The organism is Streptomyces sp. NBC_01446, assembly GCF_026340095.1.
Lineage (GTDB): Bacteria > Actinomycetota > Actinomycetes > Streptomycetales > Streptomycetaceae > Streptomyces > Streptomyces aureus.
On sequence record NZ_JAPEPO010000001.1, the window covers coordinates 5,855,414 to 5,880,304 of the forward strand.

Below are 24,891 nucleotides of genomic sequence, written 5' to 3' on the forward strand. Positions count from 1 at the left end.
CCGGGGCCGCCGGACGCGAGCCCGGCCTGATCCGAACGAAGCCCTACCGCCCCTGGAGCGCCGCCGCCCGCTGCCTGATCTCCGGGAGCGCGGCCATCAGGGCCTGGCCCGGGCAGTACGTCTCGTACTCGTCCCGGTGCGCGGCGATGGCGTTGAACTCGGCCGTCCTGCCCTTGGGGAACCGGCTGAGGCTGTTCGTCGAGGTGAGGCGGACGCGGGAGCGCGGGTCGACGTTCGCGAGGCCCAGCTTCCAGGCGGAGAGCGCCGCGATGGACTTCGCCATGGAAGGCGGCACCGGAGTGCCCGCGATGAAGGTGCCGATGGCGGCGATGCCCGCCGTGCCCTTGTTGAAGCCCTGGGCGTGCGCCCCCACGACCGCCTTGTCGACGCCGCCCGCCCGGCCCTCGTAGATCGTGCCGCACCTGTCGACGAGGAAGTTGTAGCCGATGTCGTCCCAGTTCCGGCTGCCCGCCTGGCCCATGTACAGAGAGCGGATGATGCGGGGCGTGTCGGCGCAGTCGTAGTCGTTCGGCGAGTCCGTGTGGTGGATGAAGATCGCCGTGACGCGGTCGGCGTACCGGGCGGGCGGCCTGCGGAAGGCGGCATCCGCCAGCCAGTCGGCTCGCGGCACGATCCGGGGCAGCGCGGCGGTGTGCGGACGGTTGGCCGGTACGGCGGCCAGCGACAGTACCGGCGGCCGGCGCACCGGTACGGCGGCCGGCGGCAGCGCCGGCGCGGCCCGGTCGGCGGGGGTGAGGCCTGCCGCCCCGCCCGGCTTCGCCGCTGAACCGCCGTCCCCGGGTCCGACGGTCACGGCACACATCAGCAGCAGGCCGAAGACCGTGGCCGCCGGTGCGCAGCACAACGTCATGCGGAAGACGCGCATACGTGACACTCTCCGCCGCGCGCCCGGGGCCCGCCCCGCACGACGCGCCATACGAGTGATCGCGGGCCCCGCCGCAGGTCGGACCCGCCTCCGCCGCAGGTCAGAAGTGCGTACCGCCGTCGATCCTGACCTCGGTGCCGGTGATGAACTTGCCGTCGTCCGAGCCGAGCATCGCGACGACGGACGCCACGCTCTCCGGCCCGGCGAAGCCCTGGCCGATGGCCGGCGCCAGCTTCATGAACAGACTCATGTCGGCGTCCTCGGGCAGACCGGGGCCGCTGCTCTGCCGGCTGGCGCCGGAGCCGTCGGTCATGCCGGAGGAGATGGATCCGGGCTGCACGGCCGTGAACCGGATGCCCTGCTTGCTGTACTCGCTCGCCAGGGCGTGCGTCATGGACTGTATGCCGCCCTTGCTCGCCGCGTACGCCGCCATGTACGGGTGGGCGAACGTCGCCGACGTCGAGCTGAAGTTGATGACGGCGGAGCCGTCACCCGCGAGGAGCGCGGGGACCGACTCGCGGATCATCAGGAACGTACCGGCCAGGTTGATCTGCAGCACCTGGTTGAAGTCGGCGAGGGACGTCTCGTGGGTGTGCGAGGAGCGCAGGATGCCGGCCGCGTTGACCAGCACGTCCAGGCCGCCGAGCGCCTCGACGGCGGCGGCGACACCCGCGCGCACGGACGCCTCGTCCGCGACGTTCACGACGACCGTGGTCAGCCGGTCCGCGGTGCCCGCTGCGGTCGCCTTCTCGACGGTGTCCTTCAGGCCCGCCTCGCTGACGTCGGCGGCGACCGCGCGGGCGCCCTCGGCGAGGACCCGCAGCACGGTGGCCTGGCCGATGCCGGAGCCACCGCCGGTGACGAGTACGCGACGGCCTTCGTAGCGGTTCAGGTTCGGGCTCATGTGCTGCTCCACTTCATTCTCTTCACGATCCGCGTCACCGGGATCGCCGGATTCGCTGTCCACCGTACGCCTGGATGGCACGTTTTGCCATCACGTCAGAACGTGCAGGCTTGTTCGCGGACGCATAGGCTTTCCCGGTGAGCCCCACGAACGATCAGCGCAGTCCGCAGCCCTCCCTGACCGAGCGGCGCAAGGCCGCCACCCAGCTGGACATCGCCCGCGCCGCCGCCGAACTCTTTGCCGAGCACGGCCCCGACGGCACGACGGCCGAGGACATCGCCCACCGCGCGGGCGTCGCGCTGCGCACCTTCTACCGCTACTTCCGGGGCAAGCAGGACGCGGTCGGCCCGCTCCTCGCCGCGGGCGGCGACGCCTGGCGCGCCCTCCTCGCGGACGCCGAGCCCGGCGCCGACCTGCGGCTCACCCTGGAGACGGCCGTCACCGCCACGCTCTCCGCCCCGGGCGACCACGGCCCCGAACAGCTGGAGACGACCAGGGGACTGCTGCGCGCGGCCCAGGACGACGCCGCGCTGCGTGCCGTCTGGTACCGGGTCAACCAGGAGTCGGAGGAGCGCCTCGTGCCGGTCCTCGCGCGGCTCGCGGGCGAGCGGGCGGACCCCCTCGACGTACGGCTCGCCGCCGCCGCGGCCACCGACGCCATCCGGATCGCCCTGGAGGCCTGGGCCGCCACCGACGTACCCGCGACGGGCGCGACCGGCTCACCGGCGGTCCTCGCGCTCCGCTGCCTGCGCGAACTGACGGGCGGGATCAGCCTGTTGGGGGGCGGTCAGGGCGCCGGCCGCCCGTGACCGTCAGTCGTCCGACGGGTCGATCTCCGGCGCGAACACGAGCAGCGTCAGATCGTCCCGTACCGTCCCCGCGAACCGCACCACGTCCAGCCACAGCGCGTCCGTCAGCTCCGCCGGATCGTCCGCGCTGAACCGGATCAGACGCTCCGCCAGCGGATAGAAGGCGCCGGACGCGTCCCGCGCCTCGATCAGCCCGTCCGTCAGACCGAGCAGCCGGTCACCCGGCCGCAGCCGCACCGTGAGCTGCTCCGGCGGGGCGAGGCCCGCGATCCCCAGCCCGAGAGGCGCCCCGGACGCCACCGGCAGTTCGATGACCTCCTGCCCGCGCAGGAGCAGCGGCCGCGGATGGCCGCACGAAATGGCACGAACCACGGGGGAGTCGTCGGGGAACTCGAGCAACAGCGCGGTCGCGAACAGCTCGGCGTGCTCCTCCTCGGCCGAGTCGACCACAAGCCTGCGGTCGAGGCGCGCCGCGACCCCCTCCAGGTCCGCCTGGTCGAGCACCGCCTCACGGAACGCGCCGAGCAGCCCCGCCACCGTGCCCACCGCGGACAGCCCGTGGCCCTGCACATCGCCGATCACGGCCCGCACCCCGGCCGGACTCCTGCGCACGTCGAACAGGTCGCCGCCGACAAGGGTCCCCCGCTCTGCCGCCCGGTACAGGCCCGCGCAGCGCACCGTCCCGACCCGGTCGCGCAGCGGCGGAAGCACGGCGAACTGGGCCGCCTCCGCGACCGTGCGCACAGTGACGAGCTGGTCGTCGCGCCGGCTGCGGACCCAGCCGATCAGCACGCTGAGCAGCGCCACGAAGGAGACCGTGAGCACATCGCTGTTGCCGGGGCGCCCGAGGTTCATGAGGGGCACGTTCAGCAGGATGATCACGATGCCACCGAGCAGCGCCGTGGCGGCGGGCCCGTACGTGAGGGCGGCCAGCGGCGGGATCGCCCCCAGCAGGAAGCCGAGGTCCAGCTTCTCGTCGGTGACCAGCTGAGCCGTGCACAGGCCGACGAGCAGCGCGACCGGCAGGGCTCGCACCCAGCGCGGCGGCGGTGCCCCACGCAGCCAGGCCCGCTCCTCGCCGTCCCGGCGACGCGACAACGCCCCGGTCATCGGCGGGCTCCTTCCCATGGACCCTTTCACGCTCCTACGGGAGGGCCGTCACCGCACCCCGGGCGGGTCCGTCAGAACCGCCGGGCACCGCTCACAGGGCCTGGCCCATGAGAACGTCGTCCACGTACTTCCCGTCGAGCAGGAACTCCTCCGGCAGGACGCCCTCGACCACGAACCCCTCGGACTCGTACAGCGCCCGCGCGGGGCCGTTGTGCCCGAGCACCCGCAGCGTCATGCGGCGCGCGCCGGCCTTGCGGGCGTGCTCCACCGCCGCGCGGACCAGCGCCCGGCCCACCCCGGCGCCCCGCGCCTTTGCGGAGACCGCGAGGCCCTGGATCTGCCGGACATGGGTGTTGGCGGCGAGCGACGTGGGATAGGCGATGCGTACGTAACCGGCGAGCCGCCCGTCGAGCTCCGCGACCAGATGGTCCCGCGGCCCGAACCGCTCCGAGAAGAACGGGTCGTGAGGCGGCTGCGGCTGCGGCTGGACGGAGTGCAGCGTCGACCAGACGGCACGGTCGAGCAGGGCGAGCCCGTCCTCGTCGTCGGGGCGGGCGAGACGTATGTGCGGCTGTGACATGGGCGCCACTGTACGACCGGCCCACGACCGGCCGCCGGGCGTTTTACGCGGCAGGATGGACCCATGACCCAGAGCGATTCCGCACCCGTACGACGCTCCCGGTTCGCCGTCGCCGGCGCCTCCGGCCTCATCGGCTCCGCCCTGACCCGGTCCCTGCGCGCCGACGGGCACGACGTCGTCCGCCTGGTCCGCAGGGAGCCGGCGGCCCCGGACGAGGTCCGCTGGGACCCGGAGCGGGGGTCCGTCGACGCGGCCGGGCTCTCCGGATGCGACGCGGTCCTCAACTTCGCCGCCGCGGGCGTGGGCGACCACCGCTGGACCGACGCGTACAAGAAGAAGCTCCGCGACAGCCGGGTCCTCGGCACCGCGACGCTCGCCGAGGCCGTCGCCACGCTCGAACAGCCTCCCCGCGTCTTCGTCAACGGCAGCGCCGTCGGCTACTACGGCGACACCGGCACGCGCGCCGTCGACGAGAGCGCGCCGCCCGGGGACGGGTTCCTGCCACAGCTGTGCGTGGAGTGGGAGGAGGCCGCGGCGCCCGCCCAAGAGGCCGGAATCCGCACCGTGTTCGCGCGGTCCGGGCTCGTCGTGTCCCGCGGCGGCGGGGCCTGGGCGCGGCTCTTCCCGCTGTTCCTGGCCGGGCTCGGCGGACGTATGGGCGACGGCCGCCAGTACTGGTCGTACATCGCGCTGCACGACGAGATCGCGGCCCTGCGCCACATCCTCGCCACGGACGAGCTGTCGGGCCCCGTGAACCTCACCGCCCCGCACCCCGTCACGAACGGCGAGCTGACCGCCGCGATGGGGCGCGTGCTGCACCGCCCCACCCTGTTCACGGCGCCCGCCCCCGCCCTGCGCCTGGTCCTCGGCGAGATGGCGGGCGACGTCCTCGGCAGCACGCGGGCCGTTCCGACCCGGCTCCTGGAATCAGGCTTCACGTTCGTGTTCCCCGGCATCGAGGAGACGATCCGGGCAGCCAGGCGGTGACCCCCCCGGCGCCTACGACCCGAAACGCTCCGAGAGCTTCGGGTACAGCCGCTCCAGCTCCGCCGCGTTCTCGAAGTCGACCGGTGTGCCCTCCGGCTCCGCCGGCGCGGCCGGGATGCCGAGATCGGGCGCCACCGCGCCGGTCAGCTCCTCGTACGCCTCGTCCGCCGCGTAGCCGAGCTCCTCGCCGTCACCGTCGATCTCCTCGTCGAATTCGCCCAGCAGATCGGCGAGCGCGTCCGGCTCGTGCAGCGCGCCCTCGAAGACCTCCCGGCCCTGGCCGATCAGCCAGCAGCGGAAGTAGTCGAACGCGTCGTCGCTCGCCCCGCCGAGCAGCACCCACGCGGCGCCCCACAGATCCCAGCGGTAGGCGCGGTGGTAGCGGGACTCGAAGTGACGGGCGAAGTCGAGCACCGCGTCGGGGTCGGCCCGGAGCAGCCGGTCGACGAGCAGCTCGGCATGGTCCTCGGGGTCGCCCTCGGCGGCCTCGCGGGTGCTGTCCACGATCTCCCAGAACTCCGTCTCGTCCATCACGGGACAAGCATCTGCCTTGGGGGTCGGGGACGCACGCCGAGTTCCGGAGCTGCGCCAGTTCGTTATGCGCGCACATGCCGAGGGCACGGCGCCCGGCGGCTCACCGGTAGCGGTCCGCCGTCCGCCGCGCCGCGTCGGCGAAACGCTCGCGCAGTCCAGCGGGAGCGAGGACCTCCGCCTCGGGCCCGAGCGCGAACAGCTGGCCGTACGCGACGTCCTCCGATTCGACCGGCAGAGTCACCGTCACCCACCCCTCCTCGTCGGGCTCGCCGGCCGACTCCCGCGCCGCACGCACGGACACCGGCTCGGTCACGTGCGGAAGCTGCCGCAGCCCCACGGGGGACAGCCGCAGGACGACCTCCGCGCGCAGGATGGACCGCGCGAACTGCTCGGCCCGCTCCTCCCAGAACCCCGGCAGGTCGAACTCCTCGTCCCGTACGAAGCGTTCCTCGCCCGCCTCGACGCCGGTGAACCGGTCGATCCGGTACACCCGGTGGGTCCCTGCGCCCGCGACGCGGGCGCACAGATACCAGACACCCGCCTTCAGGACGAGCCCGTACGGCTCCAGCTCCCGCTCGACCTCGGCCCCGGCCTCGTCACGGCGGTAGCGGGCGCGCACCACCCTGTCGTCCCACACCGCGTCCGCCACCGCGGGCAGCAGCTCGGGCGTCCGCGGCTCCCTGAACCAGCCGGGCGCGTCCAGATGGAACCGCTGCGCCGCCGTGCGCGAGGCGTCCCGCAGCGAGGGCAGCAGCGCCGCCGACACCTTCAGCCGTGCGGCCGACGCCGCGTCCTCGAGGCCCATCTCGCGCAGCGCGCCCGGCACCCCGGACAGGAACAGGGCCTCCGCCTCGCCGCGCGCCAGACCGGTCAGCCGCGTCCGGTAGCCGCCGATCAGCCGGTACCCACCCGCCCTGCCCCGGTCCGCGTACACGGGCACGCCCGCCTCGGACAGCGCCTGCGCGTCCCGGGTCACCGTCCGCTCCGAGACCTCCAGTTCGCGCGCCAGCTCACCCGCCGTCATCGACGGCCGGGACTGGAGCAACAACACCATCTTGATCAGGCGGGCAGCACGCATACGCCCATGATGCGGGCCCTCAGCGCGGGGTGTACGTGATGACCGCGAACGAGGCGCCCTGCGGATCGGCGAGCACCGCGAACCGGCCCGGCTCGATCGTCGTCGGGTGCACCAGGGTCTGCCCGCCGAGCTCCTTGCAGCGGGCCGCCGTCGCGTCGGTGTCCTCGACGGCGACGTACACCATCCAGTGCGCCGGCAGACCCTCGGGAAACGAGCCCGACGCCGTGTCGAGCATGCCGCCGAAGGGCTCGGTGTCGACGCTCCACTCGGTGTACGTGCCGCCGCCCCCGTACGGGTGCCGCTTCGCGCCCCAGCCCAGTACGGACTGGTAGAAGTCCTTGGATCCGTCCGGATCGCGGGTCAGGAGCTCGAACCAGCAGAAACTCCCCGGCGCGTTCACGACGCCGAAGCCCGTGTTCGTGATCGGCTGCCACAGGCCGAACGCGGCCCCCGACGGGTCCTGGCAGACCGCGAAGACGCCGTCCTCAGCGATGGTCTCCGGGCCCGTGACCACCGTGCCGCCGTTGCCCTTCACGCGCGCGATGACCGCGTCGACCCCGGCCGACTGGTAGTACGGCAGCCATGCCGACGGTTCCTTCGGGCTCCTGGTCGGGCCGATGCCCGCGACCAGCTCGTCACCGGACCTGAAGAGGCCGTAGGCCTGCGACTGGGGGTCGGACACCACCTCGCTGCGCCAGCCGAGCAGCCCCTGGTAGAAGAGCCGGGCCGCGTCGGTGTCGGGCGTGGAGAGGTCCGCCCAGCAGGGCGCTGACGGGGTTTTGGAGATCTTCATGGACGTGTGTCTCCCCTGGACGGCACCCCCCTGGACTCCTCCTCATTCACGCACGCGTGCCCCGCCCCGGCAATCGGGACGGGGCACGCATGACAAGGGACTACAGGCCGTAGCGCTCGCGCGCCTCCTTCACGGCCGAGGCCTTGACCTCGCCGCGGCGGGCGAGCTGGGCCAGGGCCGCGACGACGATCGACTGCGCGTCGATGCCGAAGTGGCGGCGGGCCGCCTCACGGGTGTCGGAGAGACCGAAGCCGTCCGCACCGAGCGAGGTGTAGTCCTGCTCGACCCACTGCGCGATCTGGTCGGGGACCTGGCGCATGTAGTCGGAGACCGCGAGGACCGGGCCCGGGGCGCCGTCGAGCGCCTTACGGATGTACGGAGTGCGCTCCTCGCCGCGCAGGATCGCCTCGTCCGCCTCCAGGGCGTCGCGGCGCAGCTCGGTCCAGGAGGTCGCGGACCACACGTCGGCGGCGACACCCCACTCCTCGGCGAGCAGCTTCTGCGCCTCGAGGGTCCAGTGGATCGCCGTGCCCGAGCCGAGCAGCTGGATGCGGGGGGCGTTGGCGGCCGCGACGTTCACCCCGGCCGACTCGGCGGTGTTGAAGCGGTACAGGCCCTTGAGGATGCCCTCGTCCACGCCCGCGGGCTTGGCCGGCTGCGGCATCGGCTCGTTGTAGACCGTCAGGTAGTAGAAGACGTTCTGGTCCTCGCCCGGGGCCGCCTCGCCGTACATGCGGCGCAGACCGTCCTTGACGATCGCGCCGATCTCGTAGGCGAACGCCGGGTCGTAGGACAGCGCGGCCGGGTTGGTCGCCGCGATGACCGGCGAGTGACCGTCCGCGTGCTGGAGACCCTCACCCGTCAGCGTCGTACGGCCCGCGGTGGCACCGACCAGGAAGCCACGGCCCAGCTGGTCGCCGAGCTGCCACATCTGGTCGGCCGTGCGCTGCCAGCCGAACATCGAGTAGAAGATGTAGAAGGGGATCATCGCCTCGCCGTGCGTGGCGTACGCGGAGGACGCGGCGATGAAGTCCGCCATGGAGCCGGCCTCGGTGATGCCCTCGTTGAGGATCTGGCCGTCCGTGGCTTCCTTGTAGTACATCAGCTGGTCGCGGTCGACCGGCTCGTACGTCTGTCCCTTGGGGGAGTAGATGCCGAGCGAGGGGAACAGCGACTCCATGCCGAAGGTGCGCGCCTCGTCCGGGACGATCGGCACCCAGCGCTTGCCGGTCTCCTTGTCGCGTACGAGGTCCTTGACCAGGCGTACGAACGCCATGGTCGTCGCGACCGACTGCGAGCCGGAGCCCTTGTCGAAGGACGCGAACGCCTTGTCGGCCGGGGCCGGCAGCGGGGCGATCGCGTGCGTGCGGCGGGCCGGGGCGGGGCCGCCGAGGGCCGCGCGGCGCTCCTGGAGGTAGCGGACCTCGGGGGAGTCGGCGCCCGGGTGGCCGTAGGGGACCTGGCCGTCGACGAACTGGCTGTCGGAGATGGGCAGTTCAAGGAGGTCACGCATGTCCTTGAACTCGTCCACCGTCAGCTTCTTCATCTGGTGGTTGGCGTTCTTGGACTCGAAGCCCTTGCCCAGCGTGAAGCCCTTGACCGTCTGGACCAGGATCACGGTCGGCGCGCCCTCGTGCGACAGGGCCGCACGGTAGGCCGCGTACACCTTGCGGGGCTCGTGGCCGCCGCGCGAGACCTTGAAGCACTCGGCGATCTTGTCGTCCGTGAGCAGCCGGCCCAGCTCGACGAGCGCGGGCTCGGAGCCGAAGAAGTGCTCGCGGATGTACGCGGCGTCGCGGGTCGCGTACGTCTGGAACTGGGCGTCCGGCACCTCGCGCAGCCGGCGAACGAGCGCGCCGGTCGTGTCGAGCTGGAACAGCTCGTCCCAGGCGGAGCCCCAGAGCGTCTTGATGACGTTCCAGCCGGCGCCGCGGAACTGCGCCTCCAGCTCCTGGACCACGCGGAAGTTGGCGCGGACCGGGCCGTCGAGGCGCTGCAGGTTGCAGTTGATGACGAAGGTCAGGTTGTCCAGACCCTCACGCGAGGCGAGCGCCAGGGCCGCGGTGGCCTCGGGCTCGTCCATCTCGCCGTCACCGAGGAACGCCCACACGTGCGAGGCGGAGACGTCCTTGATCTTGCGGTTGGTGAGGTAGCGGTTGAACCGCGCCTGGTAGATCGCCGACAGCGGGCCGAGGCCCATGGAGACGGTCGGGAACTCCCACAGCCAGGGCAGGCGCCGCGGGTGCGGATACGACGGCAGGCCGTCGCCGCCGGACTCCTGGCGGAAGTGGTCGAGCTGCTGCTCGCTCAGGCGGCCGTCGAGGAAGGCGCGGGCGTAGATGCCGGGGGAGGCGTGGCCCTGGATGTACAGCTGGTCACCGGAGCCGTCGCCCTCCTTCCCCTTGAAGAAGTGGTTGAAGCCGGTCTCGTAGAGCCAGGCCGCCGAGGCGAACGTGGCGATGTGGCCGCCGACGCCGTACTTGGAGCCACGGGTCACCATCGCGGCCGCGTTCCAGCGGTTCCACGCGGCGATCTTCAGTTCCAGCGCCTCGTCACCCTCGATCGCCGGCTCCGCGGCGGTCGGGATGGTGTTGACGTAGTCGGTCTCGAGGAGCTTCGGCAGCGCCAGGCCTGAGCCCTCGGCGCGCTCCAGCGTGCGGCGCATCAGGTACGCGGCACGGTGCGGCCCGGCCGCCTTGGTAACGGCGTCCAGGGAGGCCTGCCATTCGGCGGTCTCCTCGGGGTCGCGGTCCGGGAGCTGGTCGAGCTCGCTCGGCTGGATTGCGGAGGGGTCGGTCATTGCGCCGCCTTCCTGAGTCGGAGGGGGGTTCCCTTAGCGGAAAGGGTGGGGTGCCCTAGGTCTTTGGCAGGACAGGGCGTGGGTCTCTGGTGGAGACCCGTCGGTGACTGTAACCCCCTGATCGATGATCGATCAAAGGGTGGAAGGAGAAAACTTCCTCAGACGGAGAAAGTGGGCATCCGGTGCCATTGAAGGGGGCACCGGGTGCCTTGATTTCGAAGGCGGAACGCCGGATATTCGCAGGTGGGAGGGGGACGCGACGACGTCTGAGCGGGGTGTGGCTCAGGCGCGCGGGGCGCAGCCGAGCACGTGCGCCTTCACCAGCTCCGCGATCGCGGGATCCCGGCGCCGGAACGCGGCCACGAGCGCCTCGTGCTCCTCCGCGTACGACTGCTGGACGGTGCCCAGCCACCGGATGGACAGGGCCGTGAACACCTCGATGCCGAGGCCCTCCCAGGTGTGCAGGAGCACGGAGTTCCCCGCGGCACGCACCAGCTCGCGGTGGAAGGCGACCGTGTGCCGCACCTGGCCCGTCCCGTCGGCCTCCTGGTCGGCGCGGTAGAGGGCCGCCACATGGGGTTCGAGGGCCGAGCAGTCCTCGGCCAGCTTCCCGGCCGCCAGCTCCGCCGCGATGGCCTCCAGGCCGGCCCTGACCGGGTAGCTCTCCTCCAGGTCGGCGGCCGTCAGATTCCGCACCCGGACGCCCTTGTTGGGGGCGGACTCGATCAGACGCAGGCTCTCCAGCTCCCGCAGGGCCTCCCGCACGGGCGTCTGGCTGACCTCGAGCTCCGTCGCGATGCGGCGCTCCACGATGCGCTCACCCGGCTTCCAGCGCCCGCTGACGATCCCCTCGACGATGTGCTCGCGGATCTGTTCGCGCAGCGAGTGGACGACGGGCGCGGTCATGATGGCTCCTCCAGAGGGGGCAGAGACCCCAAGGTGCGTTGACCTCTAGACAATACGGCGGCGCCCCCGTCCGGAAGACCTCCGGACGGGGGCGTACGCGCTGATGAGACGAGAGTTACAGGCCGAGCTCGACCTCGAACTCGCCGGCCTCCAGGATCGCCTTGACCGTGGTCAGGTAGCGGGCGGCGTCCGCGCCGTCCACCAGACGGTGGTCGTAGGAGAGCGACAGGTACGTCATGTCCCGGACGGCGATGGTCTCGCCGAGGTCCGGGTGGTTGATGACGACCGGACGCTTCACCGTGGCGCCGATGCCCAGGATCGCGGCCTGGTTCGGCGGCACGATGACGGTGTCGAAGAGCGCACCGCGCGAGCCCGTGTTGGAGATCGTGAAGGTCGCGCCGGACATGTCGTCCGGCGTGAGGCCGCCACCGCGGGCCTTGCCGGCCAGCTCGGCGGTCTTCTTCGAGATCCCGGCGATGTTCAGGTCGCCCGCGCCCTTGATGACCGGCGTCATCAGACCCTTCTCGGCGTCAACGGCGATGCCGATGTTCTCCGAGTCGAAGTACGTGATGGTGCCTTCGTCGTCGTTGATCCGGGCGTTGACGACCGGGTGGGCCTTCAGCGCCTGGGCGGCGGCCTTGACGAAGAACGGCATCGGGGAGAGCTTGACGCCCTCACGTGCCGCGAACGCGTCCTTCGCCTTGGCGCGCAGCTTCATCAGCTTGGTGATGTCGACCTCGACGACCGAGGTCAGCTGGGCCTGCGAGTGCAGCGCCTTCATCATGTTGTCGCCGATGACCTTGCGCATGCGGGTCATCTTGACCGTCTGGCCGCGGAGGGGGGAGACCTCCAGGGCCGGGGCCTTCGCGGCGGCCGGAGCAGCGGCGGCGGCAGGCGCCGGGGCGGCCTTCGCGGCCTCGGCGGCCGCGATGACGTCCTGCTTGCGGATACGTCCACCGACGCCGGTGCCCTTGACGGTGCCCAGGTCCACGCCGTTCTCCGACGCGAGCTTGCGGACCAGCGGGGTCACGTACGCGCCGTCGTCACCGGAGACCGCGGCGGAGGCCGGGGCGGCGACCGGAGCCGGGGCGGCCGGAGCCGCGGGGGCGACCGGGGCCGGAGCGGCGACCGGGGCCGGGGCCGGAGCAGCCGGAGCCGCGGGGGCAGCCGGGGCCGGGGCCGGGGCCGGGGCCGGGGCGGCGGCCGGAGCAGCCGGGGCAGCGGGCGCGGCGGCGGCCGGAGCGGCACCGGGAGCACCGATGACGGCCAGCTTGGCGCCGACCTCGGCGGTCTCGTCCTCGGCGACGGAGATCTCCAGGAGAACGCCGGCGACGGGGGAGGGGATCTCGGTGTCGACCTTGTCCGTGGAGACCTCGAGCAGGGGCTCGTCCTCCGCGACCTCCTCGCCGACCTCCTTCAGCCAGCGGGTGACGGTGCCCTCGGTGACGGACTCGCCGAGAGCGGGCAGCACGACGTCGGTGCCGGAAGCGGCACCGGCGGGGGCGGCCGGAGCGGCCGGGGCGGCGGCCGGGGCCGCGGGGGCCTCGGCGACGGGAGCCGGAGCGGCGGCCGGGGCCGGGGCCTCGGCAGCGGCGGGAGCCGGGGCGGCGGCGGGCGCGCCCGTGCCGTCGTCGATGACGGCGAGCTCGGCGCCGACCTCGACGGTCTCGTCCTCGGCGACCTTGATGGAGGCCAGGATGCCGGCGGCGGGCGAGGGAATCTCGGTGTCGACCTTGTCGGTCGAGACCTCGAGCAGCGGCTCGTCGACCTCGACGCGTTCGCCCTCGGCCTTCAGCCAGCGGGTGACGGTGCCCTCGGTGACACTCTCACCGAGCGCCGGAAGGGATACGGAAACCGACATGGTTTCTGTTGCTCCTTAGTGGGGTCTCCCCTGCTCGAGCGGTTGAGAGCTTGGGGGAGTGCGGAAGTCTGTGGTCGGTCGTCGCGCCCAGGGGACGACAGGGACGACTGGGTCCAGCCTGCGGCCTGACCTAGTCGTGCGAGTGCAGCGGCTTGCCCGCGAGGGCCAGGTGGGCCTCTCCGAGTGCCTCGTTCTGCGTCGGGTGGGCGTGGATGAGCTGGGCGACCTCGGCGGGCAGCGCTTCCCAGTTGTAGATCAGCTGGGCTTCGCCGACCTGCTCGCCCATACGGTCGCCGACCATGTGGACGCCGACCACGGCGCCGTCCTTGACCTGGACGAGCTTGATCTCGCCCGCGGTCTTGAGGATCTTGGACTTGCCGTTGCCCGCGAGGTTGTACTTCAGAGCGACGACCTTGTCCGCACCGTAGATCTCCTTGGCCTTGGCCTCGGTGATGCCGACGGAGGCGACCTCGGGGTGGCAGTACGTCACCTTCGGCACGCCGTCGTAGTCGATCGGGACGGTCTTGAGACCGGCCAGACGCTCCGCCACCAGGATGCCCTCGGCGAAGCCGACGTGCGCGAGCTGGAGCGTCGGGACGAGGTCACCGACGGCGGAGACGGTCGGCACGTTGGTCTGCATGTACTCGTCGACCAGGACGTAACCGCGGTCCATCGCGACGCCCTGCTCCTCGTAACCGAGACCGGCCGAGACCGGGCCGCGGCCGATGGCGACCAGGAGGACCTCGGCCTCGAAGGTCTTGCCGTCGGCGAGGGTCACGCGGACGCCGTCCTGCGTGTACTCGGCCTTCTCGAAGAAGGTGCCGAGGTTGAACTTGATGCCGCGCTTGCGGAACGCGCGCTCCAGGAGCTTGGAGCTGTTCTCGTCCTCGACGGGCACGAGGTGCTTGAGGCCCTCGACGACGGTGACGTCGGTGCCGAAGGACTTCCACGCGGAGGCGAACTCGACGCCGATGACGCCGCCGCCGAGGATGATCGCGGACTGCGGGACGCGGTTCAGCGTCAGCGCGTGGTCCGAGGAGATGATGCGGTTGCCGTCGATCTCCAGGCCCGGCAGCGACTTCGGCACGGAGCCGGTCGCGAGGAGCACGTGGCGGCCCTGGACGCGCTGGCCGTTCACGTCCACGGAGGTCGGGGACGACAGGCGGCCCTCGCCCTCGATGTACGTCACCTTGCGGGAGGCGACGAGACCCTGCAGGCCCTTGTACAGGCCGGAGATCACGTCGTCCTTGTACTTGTGGACGCCCGCGATGTCGATGCCCTCGAAGGAGGCCTTGACACCGAACTGGTCCGCCTCGCGCGCCTGGTCGGCGATCTCACCGGCGTGCAGCAGGGCCTTCGTCGGGATGCAACCGTTGTGCAGGCAGGTGCCGCCGAGCTTGTTCTTCTCGATCAGGGCGACGTCCAGGCCCAGCTGCGCTCCGCGCAGGGCCGCGGCGTAACCGCCACTGCCACCGCCGAGGATCACTAGGTCGAAAACGGTGCTGGCGTCGTTCGCCACGTCACGTCCTCCATGCATGTGCGCCGTACGCCGGTCTGCAGTGACCGGGCGGCGGCTGGTGTCCGGCCGCTTTTTTATGCTTCGGCCCTGTGGTGGGGGCCCTGTCCTGCCGAGGACCCATCTTCGCACTTGTCGGAGGCGGACGGGACGCCGGGCCCGGGGGTGAGACGGCCGTTACACCTGAAACCCGGGTGAGGGGGTCCGGGAGGCTGCGGATTTCGTCGACAGCGAACAGCCCCCGGGTGCCGTCGCACCCGGGGGCTGTCGAGCCGTGCCTTACGCGTCAGCCGAGGTCACCGTCGGCCGTGCGCTCCGCGAGGCGCACCAGCGTACGGACCGCGGAACCGGTGCCGCCCTTGGGCGTGTAGCCGGACGCGCCGCCCTCGTTGAAGGCCGGGCCCGCGATGTCGAGGTGGGCCCACGTGATGCCCTCGCCGACGAACTCCTGGAGGAAGAGGCCGGCCACCAGGCCGCCGCCCATGCGCTCGCCCATGTTGGCGATGTCGGCGGTGGCGGAGTCCATGCCCTTGCGCAGGTCGGAGGGGAGCGGCATCGGCCAGGACGGCTCGCCGACCTCCTCGGCGACCTCGTGGATCGACGTACGGAAAGCGTCGTCGTTCGCCATGATGCCGAACGTCCGGTTGCCGAGCGCCAGCATCATCGCGCCGGTCAGCGTGGCGACGTCGACGATCGCGTCGGGGGTCTCCTCGGAGGCCTTGGCGATGGCGTCGGCCAGGACCAGGCGGCCCTCGGCGTCCGTGTTCAGGACCTCGACGGTCTTGCCGGAGTACATGCGAAGGACGTCACCCGGGCGGGTGGCCGAGCCCGACGGCATGTTCTCGGCGAGCGCCAGCCAGCCGGTGACGTTCACCTTGAGGCCCAGACGCGCGGCGGCGACGACGGCGGCGAACACGGCGGCGGCGCCGGCCATGTCGCACTTCATCGTCTCGTTGTGCCCGGCCGGCTTGAGGGAGATGCCGCCCGAGTCGTACGTGATGCCCTTGCCGACGAAGGCGAGGTGCTTGTCCGCCTTGGACGACGTGTAGGAGAGCTTCACCAGGCGCGGCGGGGCCTCCGAGCCGGCGCCGACGCCGAGGATGCCGCCGAAGCCGCCCTTGACGAGCGCCTTCTCGTCGAGGACCTGCACCTTGATGCCGTGCTCCTTGGCCGCGGCCGAGGCGACGGCGGCGAAGGCCTCGGGGGTCAGGTCGTTCGGCGGGGTGTTGACGAGGTCGCGGGCGCGGTTGAGCTCCTCGGTCACGGCGATGGCGCGCTCCACGGCGGCCTTGAACGCCTTGTCGCGGGGCTTGGCACCGAGCAGGGCGATCTCGGCGAGCGGCGCCTTGCCGTTCTTGCCGTCCTGGGCCGACTCCTTGTAGGCGTCGAAGGAGTACGCGCCGAGCAGGGCGCCCTCCGCGATCGCGCCCGCGTCACCCGAGTCCTCGACGGGCAGGGCGAACGCGGCCTTCTTCGCACCGGCCAGCGTGCGGGCGGCCGCACCGGCGGCGCGGCGCAGGGCCTCCGCGTCGTACGTCTCGTCCTTCTCCGGCACCGGGCCGAGGCCGACGGCCAGGACGACCGGGGCCTTGAAGCCGGAGGGGGCGGGGAGCTTCGTCACCTCACCCTCACCGCCGGAGGCGCCGAGAGTCTCCAGGACGGCGGCGAGCTTGCCGTCGTAGGCCTTGTCCACGGCCTCCGCGCCGGGGGCGACGACGAGCCCTCCGGACTTGGATGCAGCACCCTTCGCCACACCGACGACAATCGCGTCGGCACGCAGGCCGGACGCGGCGGCGGTGCTGAGAGTCAGAGCAGTCACGGTGGTGAGGTCCCTACTTTCATGGTGTCTGAACGAGTTCTGACGGGCCGTGGGGTGTATGGCCCCTTGGGGAGCCTACGCCCGTGTGCGCGAGGGTGCGCTTCGCGGTATGCGACCGCGGCCGTGTCAGCCGAAGGTGAGGACGACGAGGGCCGCGGTGGCGGCGGTCTCGGCGATGCCGCCGAAGACGTCACCGGTCACTCCGCCGAAGCGGCGCACGCAGTGGCGCAGCAGGAGTTCGGCCGCGCAGCAGGCCAGTGCGGTGGCCGCCGCGCCGTGCACGGCGCCGTACGCCGAGCCGGTGACGGCGCCCGCGGCACCGGCGGCGCACACGGTCACGGCGGCGGCGAGCAGCGCCCCGCGCACCGGGACCGTTCCGGCGACGGCCGCGCCCAGGCCCTCGGGCCGGGCCGGCGGGACACCGGCGCGCGAGGCCAGGGTGAGCGCGAGCCGGGCGGTGAGGGCCGAGACGACGGCGGCGAGCGCGCCGCGGGCCCACGAGTCCGCGTACAGCTCGGTGAGCGCGGCGACCTGGGCGAGGAGCGCGAGCACGAGGGTGATGACGCCGAAGGGGCCGATGTCCGACTGCTTCATGATGCGCAGCGCGTCCTCGGCCGGCTTGCCGCTGCCGAGGCCGTCGGCGGTGTCGGCGAGCCCGTCCAGGTGCAGTCCCCGGGTCAGCGCGGCCGGGACGCTCACGCTCGCCACGGCCGCGAGCAGCGGTCCGGCGCCGAGCAGCGTCAGGATCCCGCCGAGGGCGGCGGCGGCCAGGCCCACGACGAGCCCGGCGACGGGGGCGCAGAGCATTCCGGCGCGGGCCGCCTCGCGGTCCCATCGGGTGACCTTGACCGGGAGCACGGTGAGGGTGCCGAAGGCGAAGCGGAGGCCGTCGGCCGGGGTTGCGGGCATCCCGGCAGGCTACCGGGGGGGTCCAGCACAGCGGGCGGCGCCTGTGCCCCGGCGGCAGGATGGCCGCATGGGTGACTGGTGGTACCGGAACATCGTCGAGCCGGGGAAGCTGCCGCTGCTGCTCGCCCTCGCCGCGTTCCTGCTGACCTTCGCGGCGACCCGTACGGTCACGCGCCTCATCCGCGCCGGGCGCGGGCCGTTCCGCAACGTCACGCCGGGCGGCATGCACATCCATCACGTGGTGCCGGGCGTGATCCTCACCGTCATCGGCGGCTTCGGCGCGGTCGGCAGCGGGCGGCACGGTTTCGGCGCCTCGATCTGCGCGGTGATCTTCGGGATCGGCGCGGGCCTGGTCCTCGACGAGTTCGCGCTGATCCTGCACCTCGCCGACGTGTACTGGACCGAACAGGGTCGGCAGAGCGTGGAGGTGGTGGTCCTCGCGGCGGCGCTCGGGCTGCTCGTCCTCAGCGGCTTCTCGCCGCTCGGCGTGAACGATGTGACGGGCCAGGAGGAGCAGGGGCGCGGTACCGCGATCCTCACGGTCCTGATCAACCTCCTGTTCGTCGTGCTGGCCATGTTCAAGGGGAAGCCCCGGCTCGCGATCGTCGGCGTACTCGTGCCGTTCGTCGCGCTGTTCGGGGCCATCAGGCTCGCGCGGCCCGGATCGGCGTGGGCCAAGCGCTGGTACCGGCGGCGCCCCAAGGCCAGGGCCAGATCGCGGCTGCGCGCCTACCGGCACGACCGGCGCTGGTCGAAGCTGAGCCGGGGCTTTCAGGACCTGATCGGCGGCACACCCGACCGGGAGCGCTCGGCGTCCCGGTGACGCGCGGTGCCGAAGGCCCACCGTGCCACGACGACCAGGGCGATGGCGGCCATCGCCGCCAAGTGCTCCTTGCCCGCGAGGTTCGGCTTCATGGCCGCCTCGATCACCATGAGGGCGACCACCGCGCCCGCCGTCCACCGGGCGCGATGGCGCCAGCACACGTACACGGCGAGGCCGACGACCGCCGCCGAGGGGCCGTTGTCGACGATGTGCGCGTCCGACGCGGGCAGGCCGAGCGGGCCGTCGGGGCCGAGGGCGATGCCGAGGCGGGCGTAGAGGGTGCCGATGAGGGTGGCGACGTATCCGATGGCGAGCGTGCCCCTCCAGCCGAGGCAGACCTCCGCGATGCCGAACACGATCAGGACCTGTGTGAGCGCGCCCCACACGGGCAGGTCGAGCGCCGGCACGAAGAGGGACAGCGGAGTGCGCAGCAGGGACAGCCACAACGGGTCCCCGGCCCGGACGGAGCCGACGTCCTGCACGAACCGATAGCCCCAGAAATGGTTCTGCACGTACTGGAACAGGGCCGTGAGGCAGACCGCGCCGAGCGTCATCGGCGTTACCCGCCACCTCTTGGCGACGAGCCCCCTGTGCACCGCCGACCACAGCGGGCCCCACTCGGCGCGGGCCAGGGCGGCCGGGGATCTCACGGGTGTGACTCCAGATGTCTGCGGTGCATCCAGTTCGGCAGGCCCGGCGCCTCCAGGAAGCCCTCGGCGCGTGCGGAGGCGAGGCCGATCCGCGGCAGGTCGGCGCTCTTCTCGAAGAGCAGGAAGCGGGGTTCCCAGATGGGCCGGTACTTCGCGTTGGCCCGGTAGAGGGATTCGATCTGCCACCACCGTGAGAAGAAGCTGAGCAGCGAGCGCCACAGGCGCAGCACCGGGCCCGCGCCGAGCCGCGAGCCACGTTCGAAGACGGACCGGAACATCGCGAAGTTCAGCGACACCTGCGTGATCCCGATCTCTCCGGCACGCTGGAGCAGTTCGATCACCATGAACTCCATCAGCCCGTTCTCGGAGTCCCTGTCGCGCCGCATCAGGTCGAGCGAGAGCCCCTCCGGTCCCCACGGGACGAACGAGAGCACGGCCTTCAACTCGCCTTTCCCGTCGGTGCATTCGAGCATCACGCAGCGTCCGTCCGCCGGGTCGCCGAGCCGCCCGAGCGCCATCGAGAAGCCGCGCTCGGTGGCCCCGTCGCGCCAGTCGTCGGCACGCTGGAGCAAGTACGTCATCTCGTCGGCGGGGATGTCCTCGTGGCGCCGGATCCGCACCTCGTGACCCGCGCGCTTGACCCGGTTGTAGGCCTGGCGGACGGTGCGCATGGCGCGGCCCTCCAGGGTGAACTCAGGGATCTCGACGATGGCTTCGTCGCCGAGTTCGAGGGCGTCGAGGCCGTGCCGGGCGTAGATGGTGCCCGCCTCCTCGCTCGCGCCCATCACGGCCGGGATCCAGCCGTGTTCGCGCGCCTCCATGAGCCAGGGGGCGATCGCGCCGGGCCAGGCCTCGGGGTCGCCGATCGGATCGCCCGATGCGAGCGAGACCCCGCCGACGACGCGGTACGCGACGGCCGCCTTGCCCGTCGGCGACCACACGACGCTCTTCTCGCGGCGCAGCGCGAAGTAGCCGAGCGAGTCCCGGTCGCCCTCCTTGTCGAGCAGTGCACGCAGCTTGGTCTCGTCGTCGGGGGTGATGGGGTCGACGGCCTTGCGGGAGCGGAACGCGGCGTACGCGACGGCGAGCAGGAGGAGGGTGCTCAGGATGTTGATGGCGACGTTGACCCAGTTCGGCGACGTGATGCCGGGGTAGCGGGACTCGTCGGTGGCGACCGAGATGAGGCGCAGGGTGCCGTAGCGCCAGCGCTCGAGGAACGTCGAGTGGTGCCCGTCGTGCGCCTGGTTGGTGACGGTCACGAGGAACGTCGCGAACAGGGACGTCACGAGGAGTCCGCCGATCCCGACCGCGGCCGCGAGCTTCGCGTTCGAGCGGTCCCCCTTCGCGTAGAACTCCCGCCGCCCGACCAGCAGCGCGACGACGAACGCGGCGGTCAGGACGAGCGAGATCCAGTTCTGCGCGTAGCGGCGCACCTCGGGGAAGAACATCACGACGATGAACAGGAGCAGGAAGAGTCCGCTGAGCACGAGGTTGAGGATCCACGCGGCACGCTTGCGGCGGCGCATCGTGATCGCCAGGAACCAGGTGAAGACCCCGGACGCGAAGCCGGCCGTCAGCAGGTACGGGGTGAAGTAGTTGTCGGTGTTGTGCCGTTGCAGGTCCTGACCGAGGGAGACCCAGACCGCGCTCAGGAAGTTGATGAACGTGACGATGCGCAGGTACCAGACGAGGAAGGCGGCCGCCCGTTTCGTGGTGGGGGTGCAGGCGTGGGCGGGGCGCGCGGGTGGAGCGCTCGTGTGTTCATCTGCCATAAGCAGGGAGCATATGGGGCATTCGAGGCGATACGGGGCGAGCATCGCCGGGGTGCGAAACGGCGGGTCGCGGCGGGACCGAACCCGCCGCGACCCGCCGTCAAAAAGGCGTGCCCGGTGCCCTATTCGGTCGCGTCGGCGGTCTCCGGCTCCCCTGCGGTCTCCGGCTCCTCGGTGGCCGGCGACTCCTCGGCGGCCTGCGGGGCCTCCGGCAGCTCCGCCGCCAGCGCCGCGGCGGCCTGTACCAGCGGCAGCGCGAGCAGCGCCCCGGCTCCCTCGCCCACCGTCACGCCCTGGTCGAGCAGCGGCTCCATCGCCATCCGGTCCAGCGCCTTCGCCTGCGCGGGCTCCCCGCTCGACTGGCCCGCCAGCCACCAGTCCGGCGCCCGGAACGCGATCCGCTGCCCGACGAGCGCGCACGCCGCAGACACGACGCCGTCCAGGATCACGGGCGTACGCCGCACCGCGCTCTGCAGCAGGAACCCGGTCGCGGCGGCGAGGTCCGCGCCGCCCACCGCGCCGAGCAGCGCCAGCTGGTCGCCGAGCACGGGCCTGGCCCGCCGCAGGGCGTCCCGCACGGCCGCGCACTTGCGCATCCATGCCAGGTCGTCGATCGGCGAGCCGCCGCGCCCGGTCACCACGGACGCGTCCGTCCCGCACAGCGCAGCGATCAGCGTCGCGGCCGCAGTGGTCCCGCCCACGCTGAGATCCCCGAGGACCACCAGATCCGTGCCGGAGTCCGCCTCCTCGTCGGCGACGGTCATGCCCGCGCGGAACGCGGCCTCCGCCTCCTCGGGCGTCAGCGCGTCCTCGATGTCGATGCGCCCGGACGACCTGCGCACCCGGTGCCGTACGACTCCGGCGGGCAGTTCGTCGGGCTCGCAGTCCAGTGACATGTCGACGACCCGTACCGGAACACCCAGGCGCCGCGCGAGGATCGCCGACGCGCTCCCGCCCTCGACGGCCTGGCGCACCAGCGCCGCGGCACTTCCCGCGGGCCGCGCCGACACGCCGAGTTCCGCGACCCCGTGGTCACCCGCGAACAGCACCACGCGCGGCCGCTCCAGCGGCTTGACCGGCACAGCGGCCTGAGCGGCCGACAGCCACTCGCCCAGCTCGTCGAGGCGGCCGAGCGCGCCGGGCGGCACCGCGAAGCGGGCACGGCGTTCCTCGGCGTCGCGGCGCGTCCCGCCGTCGGGACGCTCGATCAGATCGGTGAAGTCGTCGAGATTCAGCGAGCTCATTCGCCGAACAGTACCGGCCGTTCCCCGACGTGGCGCATGACGTGGTGTTACGCCATGCGATGCATCGGATCCGCAGCGTCATTGCGGGTCTCTCCGTGATCCTTTACGTTCCTGGATGCCCCGGATTGTCGTGTCGCCCCAGGGTGGTGTGGCGCCCCTCGGACCGTCCCGCAGGAGTTCGTGATGACCCCCACGACCGAGGCCGTCGCCGAGCGGCGGCCCGCCTATCTCACCGAACTCGCCCAGGGCACCGACCGGTTCCACGAGCCGCGCAGGACCGACTGTCCCTGGTGCGGCTCCGGCCGCCTGCGCACCCGGCTGCGGACCACCGACCTCCTCCAGCACAAGCCCGGCAGCTTCGTCGTCGACCAGTGCCGCGCCTGCTCGCACTCCTTCCAGAACCCGCGCCTGACCCCCGAGGGCCTGGCCTTCTACTACCGGGACTTCTACGACGGGCTCGACGCCGGCCACTCCGCCCGGCTCCTGAACGCCCAGCACTCCGCGAGGCGCTCCGCCCGGCGCCACCGCGCCGCCGCCCGCACCCTGCTGGCCCTCATCGAGCCGGAGAGCTGGCTGGACGTCGCCACCGGGCAGGGCCACTTCCCGGCGGCCGCCAAGGAGGTCCACCCGTACACCGCCTTCGACGGGCTCGACGCCTCGGCCGCCGTCGAGGAGGGCCGCAGGGCCGGCCGCGTCGAGGAGGCCCACCGCGGCACCCTCACCGAACTCGCCCCCGCGCTCGCGGGACGCTACGACGCGCTGAGCATGTTCCACTACCTGGAGCACGCCACCGACCCGCGCGAGGAACTCAAGGCCGCCCGCACCGTCCTGCGCCCCGGCGGCCACCTCCTCGTCGAGGTCCCCGACCCCGAGAGCCGCTACGCGAAGCTGCTCGGCAAGTGGTGGGTGTCGTACTTCCAGCCCCAGCACCTGCACCTCATCCCGATGGACAACCTCAGCCGCGAGCTGGAGCGCCTCGGCTACACCGTCGTCGCGACCGACCGCCGCGAGGCGCACGTCCCGCTCGACCTCACCGCCGGCCTCGCCCTGTTCCTCGGCCACTGGCTGCCGAGCGCCGACGCTCCTTGGCGCAGCAAGGCCCCCACCCCGCTCCAGCGCAGGCTGCGCACGGCCCTCACGTACGCCGTCGTGCCCCTCGTCGCCGCGGCCTACGCGGCGGACCAGCTGCTCGCCCCGCTCGCGGGCCGCACCCGCTTCTCCAACGCCTACCGGGTCGTGGCCCGCAAGAACACGTCAGGGCCCGGCCGGGACCCGCGGCCCTGACCGAACCCCGCCGATCGTCCCCGCGTCAGCCGCGCAGCACGAGCGCCTGCCCGGCCACCACGAGCAGCACCTGCTCGCACTCGGCGGCGAACGCCGTGTTCAGGCGCCCCAGTTCGTCCCGGTAGCGGCGGCCCGACGCGGTGGCCGGGACGATCCCGGAACCCACCTCGTTCGACACGGCGACGACCGTGCGCGGGGTGCTGCGCACGGCCTCCGTCAGCGCCGCGACCTTCTCGCGCAGCGCCCGCTCCCCGCCGCCCGCCCACTCCGCGTCGTCCCAGGCCCGCACCTCGTCCATGGCGTACGTCAGCCACAGGGACAGGCAGTCGATGAGCAGCGGGGGGCCGTCCTGCGCGAGGAGCGGCACGAGGTCGCAGGTCTCCGCCGTGTTCCAGGAGCCGGGGCGCCGCTCGCGATGCAGCGCCACCCGCTGCGACCACTCGGTGTCCCCGCCCCGCGTGCCGCCCGTCGCCACGTACAGCACGCCCGGGAACGCCTCGAGGCGCCGCTCGGCCTCGACCGACTTCCCGGACCTCGCCCCACCGAGGACCAGCGTCCTGCGCGGCACGTCCGGCACGTCCTCGTACGCCCCCACCACGAGCGTCGTCCCGTCCGGCACGGCCCGTGCGCCCGCCGCCGCCAGACGGCGCGTCAGCTCCGGACCCGGCGGCACGTCGTGGTCGATGTGGACCGCGAGCACATCGGTGGTCGCGCCGATCGCCCCCACGGCCCGCAGCCTGGCCGCCGCGTCCGGGCGGTCCACGATGTCGGCGAGCACCATCTCGTACGGCCGCTCGGCCTCCGCGAAGCCCGCGGGCGCCGCGCCCGGCGGCAGATACAGCAGCCGCTCGCCGTCCGGCCCGGTCACCTCGTAGCCCGTCCCCGGCGAGTCCGTCGGCAGGGCCCGCACCCGGTGCCCGGTCAGCAGCGCCAGCTCGCTCCCGTCCGGCACCCTGACCGGCGACACGAGCCCCGCCGGCACCTCGACGGGCGGCCCGTCGTGCGGATGCGAGAGCAGCACCTGCCGTACGCCGCTGAGACTGTGCCCCGAACGGGCGGCGGCGAACGCCGCCCCCGGCGTCAGGTCGAGCAGCAGCGTGCCGTCGATGAGGAGCGCGGTCGCGGCACGCGCGCCACCCGGCCCGAGGGCGGTGGCGCAGGCCGCGCAGGGGCAGTCCGGGCGGGGCAGTCCGGTGGGTGCGCCGGTGCCGAGCAGAGTGAGTTCCACGGGAAGATCCTCCCGCGCCACCGCGAGTGGCGCGCGCCCGGATAGGCTTCCGGGCAGTACTCAGACCGTGAGCTGGTCCGTTGACTCTCTGGAGGCTGACATGGCGGCGTGGACGTGGAGGTTCGAGAAGTCGGACGGGACGGAGGTCCAGCCGGCGGTGCAGCCCGAGGAGTTCACGACTCAGGGCGACGCGGAGTCGTGGATCGGCGAGTACTGGAAGGCCCTCGCCGAAGGCGGCGCCGACCAGGTCACCCTCTTCGAGGACGACGCGGTGATCTACGGTCCGATGGGACTGCACGCCGAGGACGCGCCGGCGTAGGTCTGTAGGTCTGGACGGAATGCCAGGAAGGGCGGCGACCCGCACGGGTCGCCGCCCTTCTGTCCTCCGCTGTCTCCCG

22 protein-coding genes are annotated in these 24,891 nt (G+C 72.4%); 5 read left to right on the plus strand and 17 right to left on the minus strand.

The annotated features are described in order from the left end of the window. Positions 1-43: 43 nt before the first annotated feature. Positions 44-886, minus strand: coding sequence for a peptidoglycan recognition protein (locus OG456_RS26200; protein WP_266565032.1), 843 nt, complete (start codon positions 884-886; stop codon positions 44-46). A gap of 100 nt (positions 887-986) precedes the next feature. Continuing rightward, positions 987-1,790, minus strand: a complete 804-nt coding sequence (locus OG456_RS26205; protein ID WP_266565033.1) for an SDR family NAD(P)-dependent oxidoreductase — start codon at positions 1,788-1,790, stop codon at positions 987-989. Between the two features lie 137 nt (positions 1,791-1,927). On the opposite strand from OG456_RS26205, the gene OG456_RS26210 reads away from it, so the two are divergent. Then, positions 1,928-2,599: a TetR/AcrR family transcriptional regulator gene (locus OG456_RS26210; protein WP_266565035.1), complete on the plus strand. Its 672-nt coding sequence runs from the start codon at positions 1,928-1,930 to the stop codon at positions 2,597-2,599. Positions 2,600-2,602: 3 nt separating this feature from the next. On the opposite strand, the gene OG456_RS26215 is transcribed toward OG456_RS26210, so the two are convergent. After that, positions 2,603-3,709 carry a PP2C family protein-serine/threonine phosphatase gene (locus tag OG456_RS26215; RefSeq protein WP_266565037.1) on the minus strand — a complete coding sequence of 369 codons (1,107 nt, stop codon included), beginning with the start codon at positions 3,707-3,709 and terminating at the stop codon, positions 2,603-2,605. Between the two features lie 91 nt (positions 3,710-3,800). Then, positions 3,801-4,289: a GNAT family N-acetyltransferase gene (locus OG456_RS26220; protein WP_266565039.1), complete on the minus strand. Its 489-nt coding sequence runs from the start codon at positions 4,287-4,289 to the stop codon at positions 3,801-3,803. 63 nt (positions 4,290-4,352) lie between these two features. Here OG456_RS26220 and OG456_RS26225 point away from each other — a divergent pair, with 63 nt between their 5' ends. Then, positions 4,353-5,276, plus strand: coding sequence for a TIGR01777 family oxidoreductase (locus OG456_RS26225; RefSeq protein ID WP_266565041.1), 924 nt, complete (start codon positions 4,353-4,355; stop codon positions 5,274-5,276). Positions 5,277-5,288: 12 nt separating this feature from the next. Here the strand turns inward: OG456_RS26225 and OG456_RS26230 are convergent, their stop codons facing one another. The 9 genes from OG456_RS26230 to OG456_RS26270 all read right to left on the minus strand — a co-directional run bounded on the left by OG456_RS26230 (position 5,289) and on the right by OG456_RS26270 (position 17,492). Then, positions 5,289-5,807 (minus strand): DUF4240 domain-containing protein, encoded by a 519-nt coding sequence (locus tag OG456_RS26230; protein ID WP_266569436.1) that lies wholly within the window; start codon positions 5,805-5,807, stop codon positions 5,289-5,291. A 103-nt stretch (positions 5,808-5,910) separates the two neighbouring features. Continuing rightward, complete coding sequence (locus tag OG456_RS26235) at positions 5,911-6,888, minus strand: YafY family protein (protein WP_266565043.1); 978 nt, start codon at positions 6,886-6,888, stop codon at positions 5,911-5,913. A 19-nt stretch (positions 6,889-6,907) separates the two neighbouring features. Then, positions 6,908-7,681: a VOC family protein gene (locus OG456_RS26240; protein WP_266565045.1), complete on the minus strand. Its 774-nt coding sequence runs from the start codon at positions 7,679-7,681 to the stop codon at positions 6,908-6,910. A 100-nt stretch (positions 7,682-7,781) separates the two neighbouring features. Beyond that, positions 7,782-10,481, minus strand: coding sequence for a pyruvate dehydrogenase (acetyl-transferring), homodimeric type (gene aceE / locus OG456_RS26245; RefSeq protein WP_266565047.1), 2,700 nt, complete (start codon positions 10,479-10,481; stop codon positions 7,782-7,784). A 282-nt stretch (positions 10,482-10,763) separates the two neighbouring features. Next, positions 10,764-11,387 (minus strand): GntR family transcriptional regulator, encoded by a 624-nt coding sequence (locus OG456_RS26250; protein WP_100592131.1) that lies wholly within the window; start codon positions 11,385-11,387, stop codon positions 10,764-10,766. A gap of 115 nt (positions 11,388-11,502) precedes the next feature. Then, entirely contained in the window at positions 11,503-13,248 is a 1,746-nt protein-coding gene (sucB, locus tag OG456_RS26255; RefSeq protein ID WP_266565055.1) for a 2-oxoglutarate dehydrogenase, E2 component, dihydrolipoamide succinyltransferase, read from the minus strand. A gap of 130 nt (positions 13,249-13,378) precedes the next feature. After that, positions 13,379-14,767: a dihydrolipoyl dehydrogenase gene (lpdA, locus tag OG456_RS26260; protein ID WP_266565057.1), complete on the minus strand. Its 1,389-nt coding sequence runs from the start codon at positions 14,765-14,767 to the stop codon at positions 13,379-13,381. Positions 14,768-15,050: 283 nt separating this feature from the next. Beyond that, positions 15,051-16,583, minus strand: a complete 1,533-nt coding sequence (locus OG456_RS26265; RefSeq protein WP_266565059.1) for a leucyl aminopeptidase — start codon at positions 16,581-16,583, stop codon at positions 15,051-15,053. A 126-nt stretch (positions 16,584-16,709) separates the two neighbouring features. Beyond that, positions 16,710-17,492 carry an adenosylcobinamide-GDP ribazoletransferase gene (locus tag OG456_RS26270; protein WP_266565061.1) on the minus strand — a complete coding sequence of 261 codons (783 nt, stop codon included), beginning with the start codon at positions 17,490-17,492 and terminating at the stop codon, positions 16,710-16,712. A 67-nt stretch (positions 17,493-17,559) separates the two neighbouring features. Here OG456_RS26270 and OG456_RS26275 point away from each other — a divergent pair, with 67 nt between their 5' ends. Further along, a complete protein-coding gene (locus tag OG456_RS26275; protein WP_266565063.1) occupies positions 17,560-18,315 on the plus strand; it encodes a hypothetical protein in 756 nt (251 codons plus the stop codon). On the opposite strand, the gene OG456_RS26280 is transcribed toward OG456_RS26275, so the two are convergent. The 3 genes from OG456_RS26280 to cobT form a co-directional block, all read right to left on the minus strand. Continuing rightward, complete coding sequence (locus OG456_RS26280) at positions 18,264-18,965, minus strand: hypothetical protein (protein WP_266565065.1); 702 nt, start codon at positions 18,963-18,965, stop codon at positions 18,264-18,266. The two genes, OG456_RS26275 and OG456_RS26280, sit on opposite strands and share 52 nt — an antisense overlap. Beyond that, on the minus strand, positions 18,962-20,737 hold the full coding sequence (locus tag OG456_RS26285) for a phosphatidylglycerol lysyltransferase domain-containing protein (protein WP_266565067.1): 1,776 nt from the start codon (positions 20,735-20,737) through the stop codon (positions 18,962-18,964). Before OG456_RS26285 ends, OG456_RS26280 begins: the two co-directional genes overlap by 4 nt. Before the next feature lie 122 nt (positions 20,738-20,859). Then, the gene (gene cobT / locus OG456_RS26290) at positions 20,860-21,981 is read right to left on the minus strand and encodes a nicotinate-nucleotide--dimethylbenzimidazole phosphoribosyltransferase (RefSeq protein WP_266565069.1); all 1,122 of its coding nucleotides are present in this window, start codon (positions 21,979-21,981) and stop codon (positions 20,860-20,862) included. Between the two features lie 183 nt (positions 21,982-22,164). Here cobT and OG456_RS26295 point away from each other — a divergent pair, with 183 nt between their 5' ends. Beyond that, complete coding sequence (locus OG456_RS26295) at positions 22,165-23,265, plus strand: class I SAM-dependent methyltransferase (protein WP_266565071.1); 1,101 nt, start codon at positions 22,165-22,167, stop codon at positions 23,263-23,265. A gap of 25 nt (positions 23,266-23,290) precedes the next feature. Here the strand turns inward: OG456_RS26295 and OG456_RS26300 are convergent, their stop codons facing one another. After that, complete coding sequence (locus tag OG456_RS26300; protein WP_266565073.1) at positions 23,291-24,493, minus strand: bifunctional adenosylcobinamide kinase/adenosylcobinamide-phosphate guanylyltransferase; 1,203 nt, start codon at positions 24,491-24,493, stop codon at positions 23,291-23,293. Positions 24,494-24,593: 100 nt separating this feature from the next. Here OG456_RS26300 and OG456_RS26305 point away from each other — a divergent pair, with 100 nt between their 5' ends. After that, the gene (locus tag OG456_RS26305; protein WP_100592141.1) at positions 24,594-24,812 is read left to right on the plus strand and encodes a hypothetical protein; all 219 of its coding nucleotides are present in this window, start codon (positions 24,594-24,596) and stop codon (positions 24,810-24,812) included. Positions 24,813-24,891: the final 79 nt, after the last annotated feature.

Excerpts from the sequence above, each read along its gene's own strand:
- OG456_RS26200 (WP_266565032.1), bottom strand. The coding sequence starts at position 886 with ATGCGCGTCTTCCGCATGACGTTGTGCTGCGCACCGGCGGCCACGGTC.
- OG456_RS26205 (WP_266565033.1), bottom strand. The coding sequence starts at position 1,790 with ATGAGCCCGAACCTGAACCGCTACGAAGGCCGTCGCGTACTCGTCACC.
- OG456_RS26215 (WP_266565037.1), bottom strand. The coding sequence starts at position 3,709 with ATGACCGGGGCGTTGTCGCGTCGCCGGGACGGCGAGGAGCGGGCCTGG.
- OG456_RS26220 (WP_266565039.1), bottom strand. The coding sequence starts at position 4,289 with ATGTCACAGCCGCACATACGTCTCGCCCGCCCCGACGACGAGGACGGG.
- OG456_RS26225 (WP_266565041.1), top strand. The coding sequence starts at position 4,353 with ATGACCCAGAGCGATTCCGCACCCGTACGACGCTCCCGGTTCGCCGTC.
- OG456_RS26230 (WP_266569436.1), bottom strand. The coding sequence starts at position 5,807 with ATGGACGAGACGGAGTTCTGGGAGATCGTGGACAGCACCCGCGAGGCC.
- OG456_RS26235 (WP_266565043.1), bottom strand. The coding sequence starts at position 6,888 with ATGCGTGCTGCCCGCCTGATCAAGATGGTGTTGTTGCTCCAGTCCCGG.
- OG456_RS26240 (WP_266565045.1), bottom strand. The coding sequence starts at position 7,681 with ATGAAGATCTCCAAAACCCCGTCAGCGCCCTGCTGGGCGGACCTCTCC.
- aceE (WP_266565047.1), bottom strand. The coding sequence starts at position 10,481 with ATGACCGACCCCTCCGCAATCCAGCCGAGCGAGCTCGACCAGCTCCCG.
- OG456_RS26250 (WP_100592131.1), bottom strand. The coding sequence starts at position 11,387 with ATGACCGCGCCCGTCGTCCACTCGCTGCGCGAACAGATCCGCGAGCAC.
- sucB (WP_266565055.1), bottom strand. The coding sequence starts at position 13,248 with ATGTCGGTTTCCGTATCCCTTCCGGCGCTCGGTGAGAGTGTCACCGAG.
- OG456_RS26270 (WP_266565061.1), bottom strand. The coding sequence starts at position 17,492 with ATGCCCGCAACCCCGGCCGACGGCCTCCGCTTCGCCTTCGGCACCCTC.
- OG456_RS26275 (WP_266565063.1), top strand. The coding sequence starts at position 17,560 with ATGGGTGACTGGTGGTACCGGAACATCGTCGAGCCGGGGAAGCTGCCG.
- OG456_RS26285 (WP_266565067.1), bottom strand. The coding sequence starts at position 20,737 with ATGGCAGATGAACACACGAGCGCTCCACCCGCGCGCCCCGCCCACGCC.
- cobT (WP_266565069.1), bottom strand. The coding sequence starts at position 21,981 with ATGAGCTCGCTGAATCTCGACGACTTCACCGATCTGATCGAGCGTCCC.
- OG456_RS26295 (WP_266565071.1), top strand. The coding sequence starts at position 22,165 with ATGACCCCCACGACCGAGGCCGTCGCCGAGCGGCGGCCCGCCTATCTC.
- OG456_RS26305 (WP_100592141.1), top strand. The coding sequence starts at position 24,594 with ATGGCGGCGTGGACGTGGAGGTTCGAGAAGTCGGACGGGACGGAGGTC.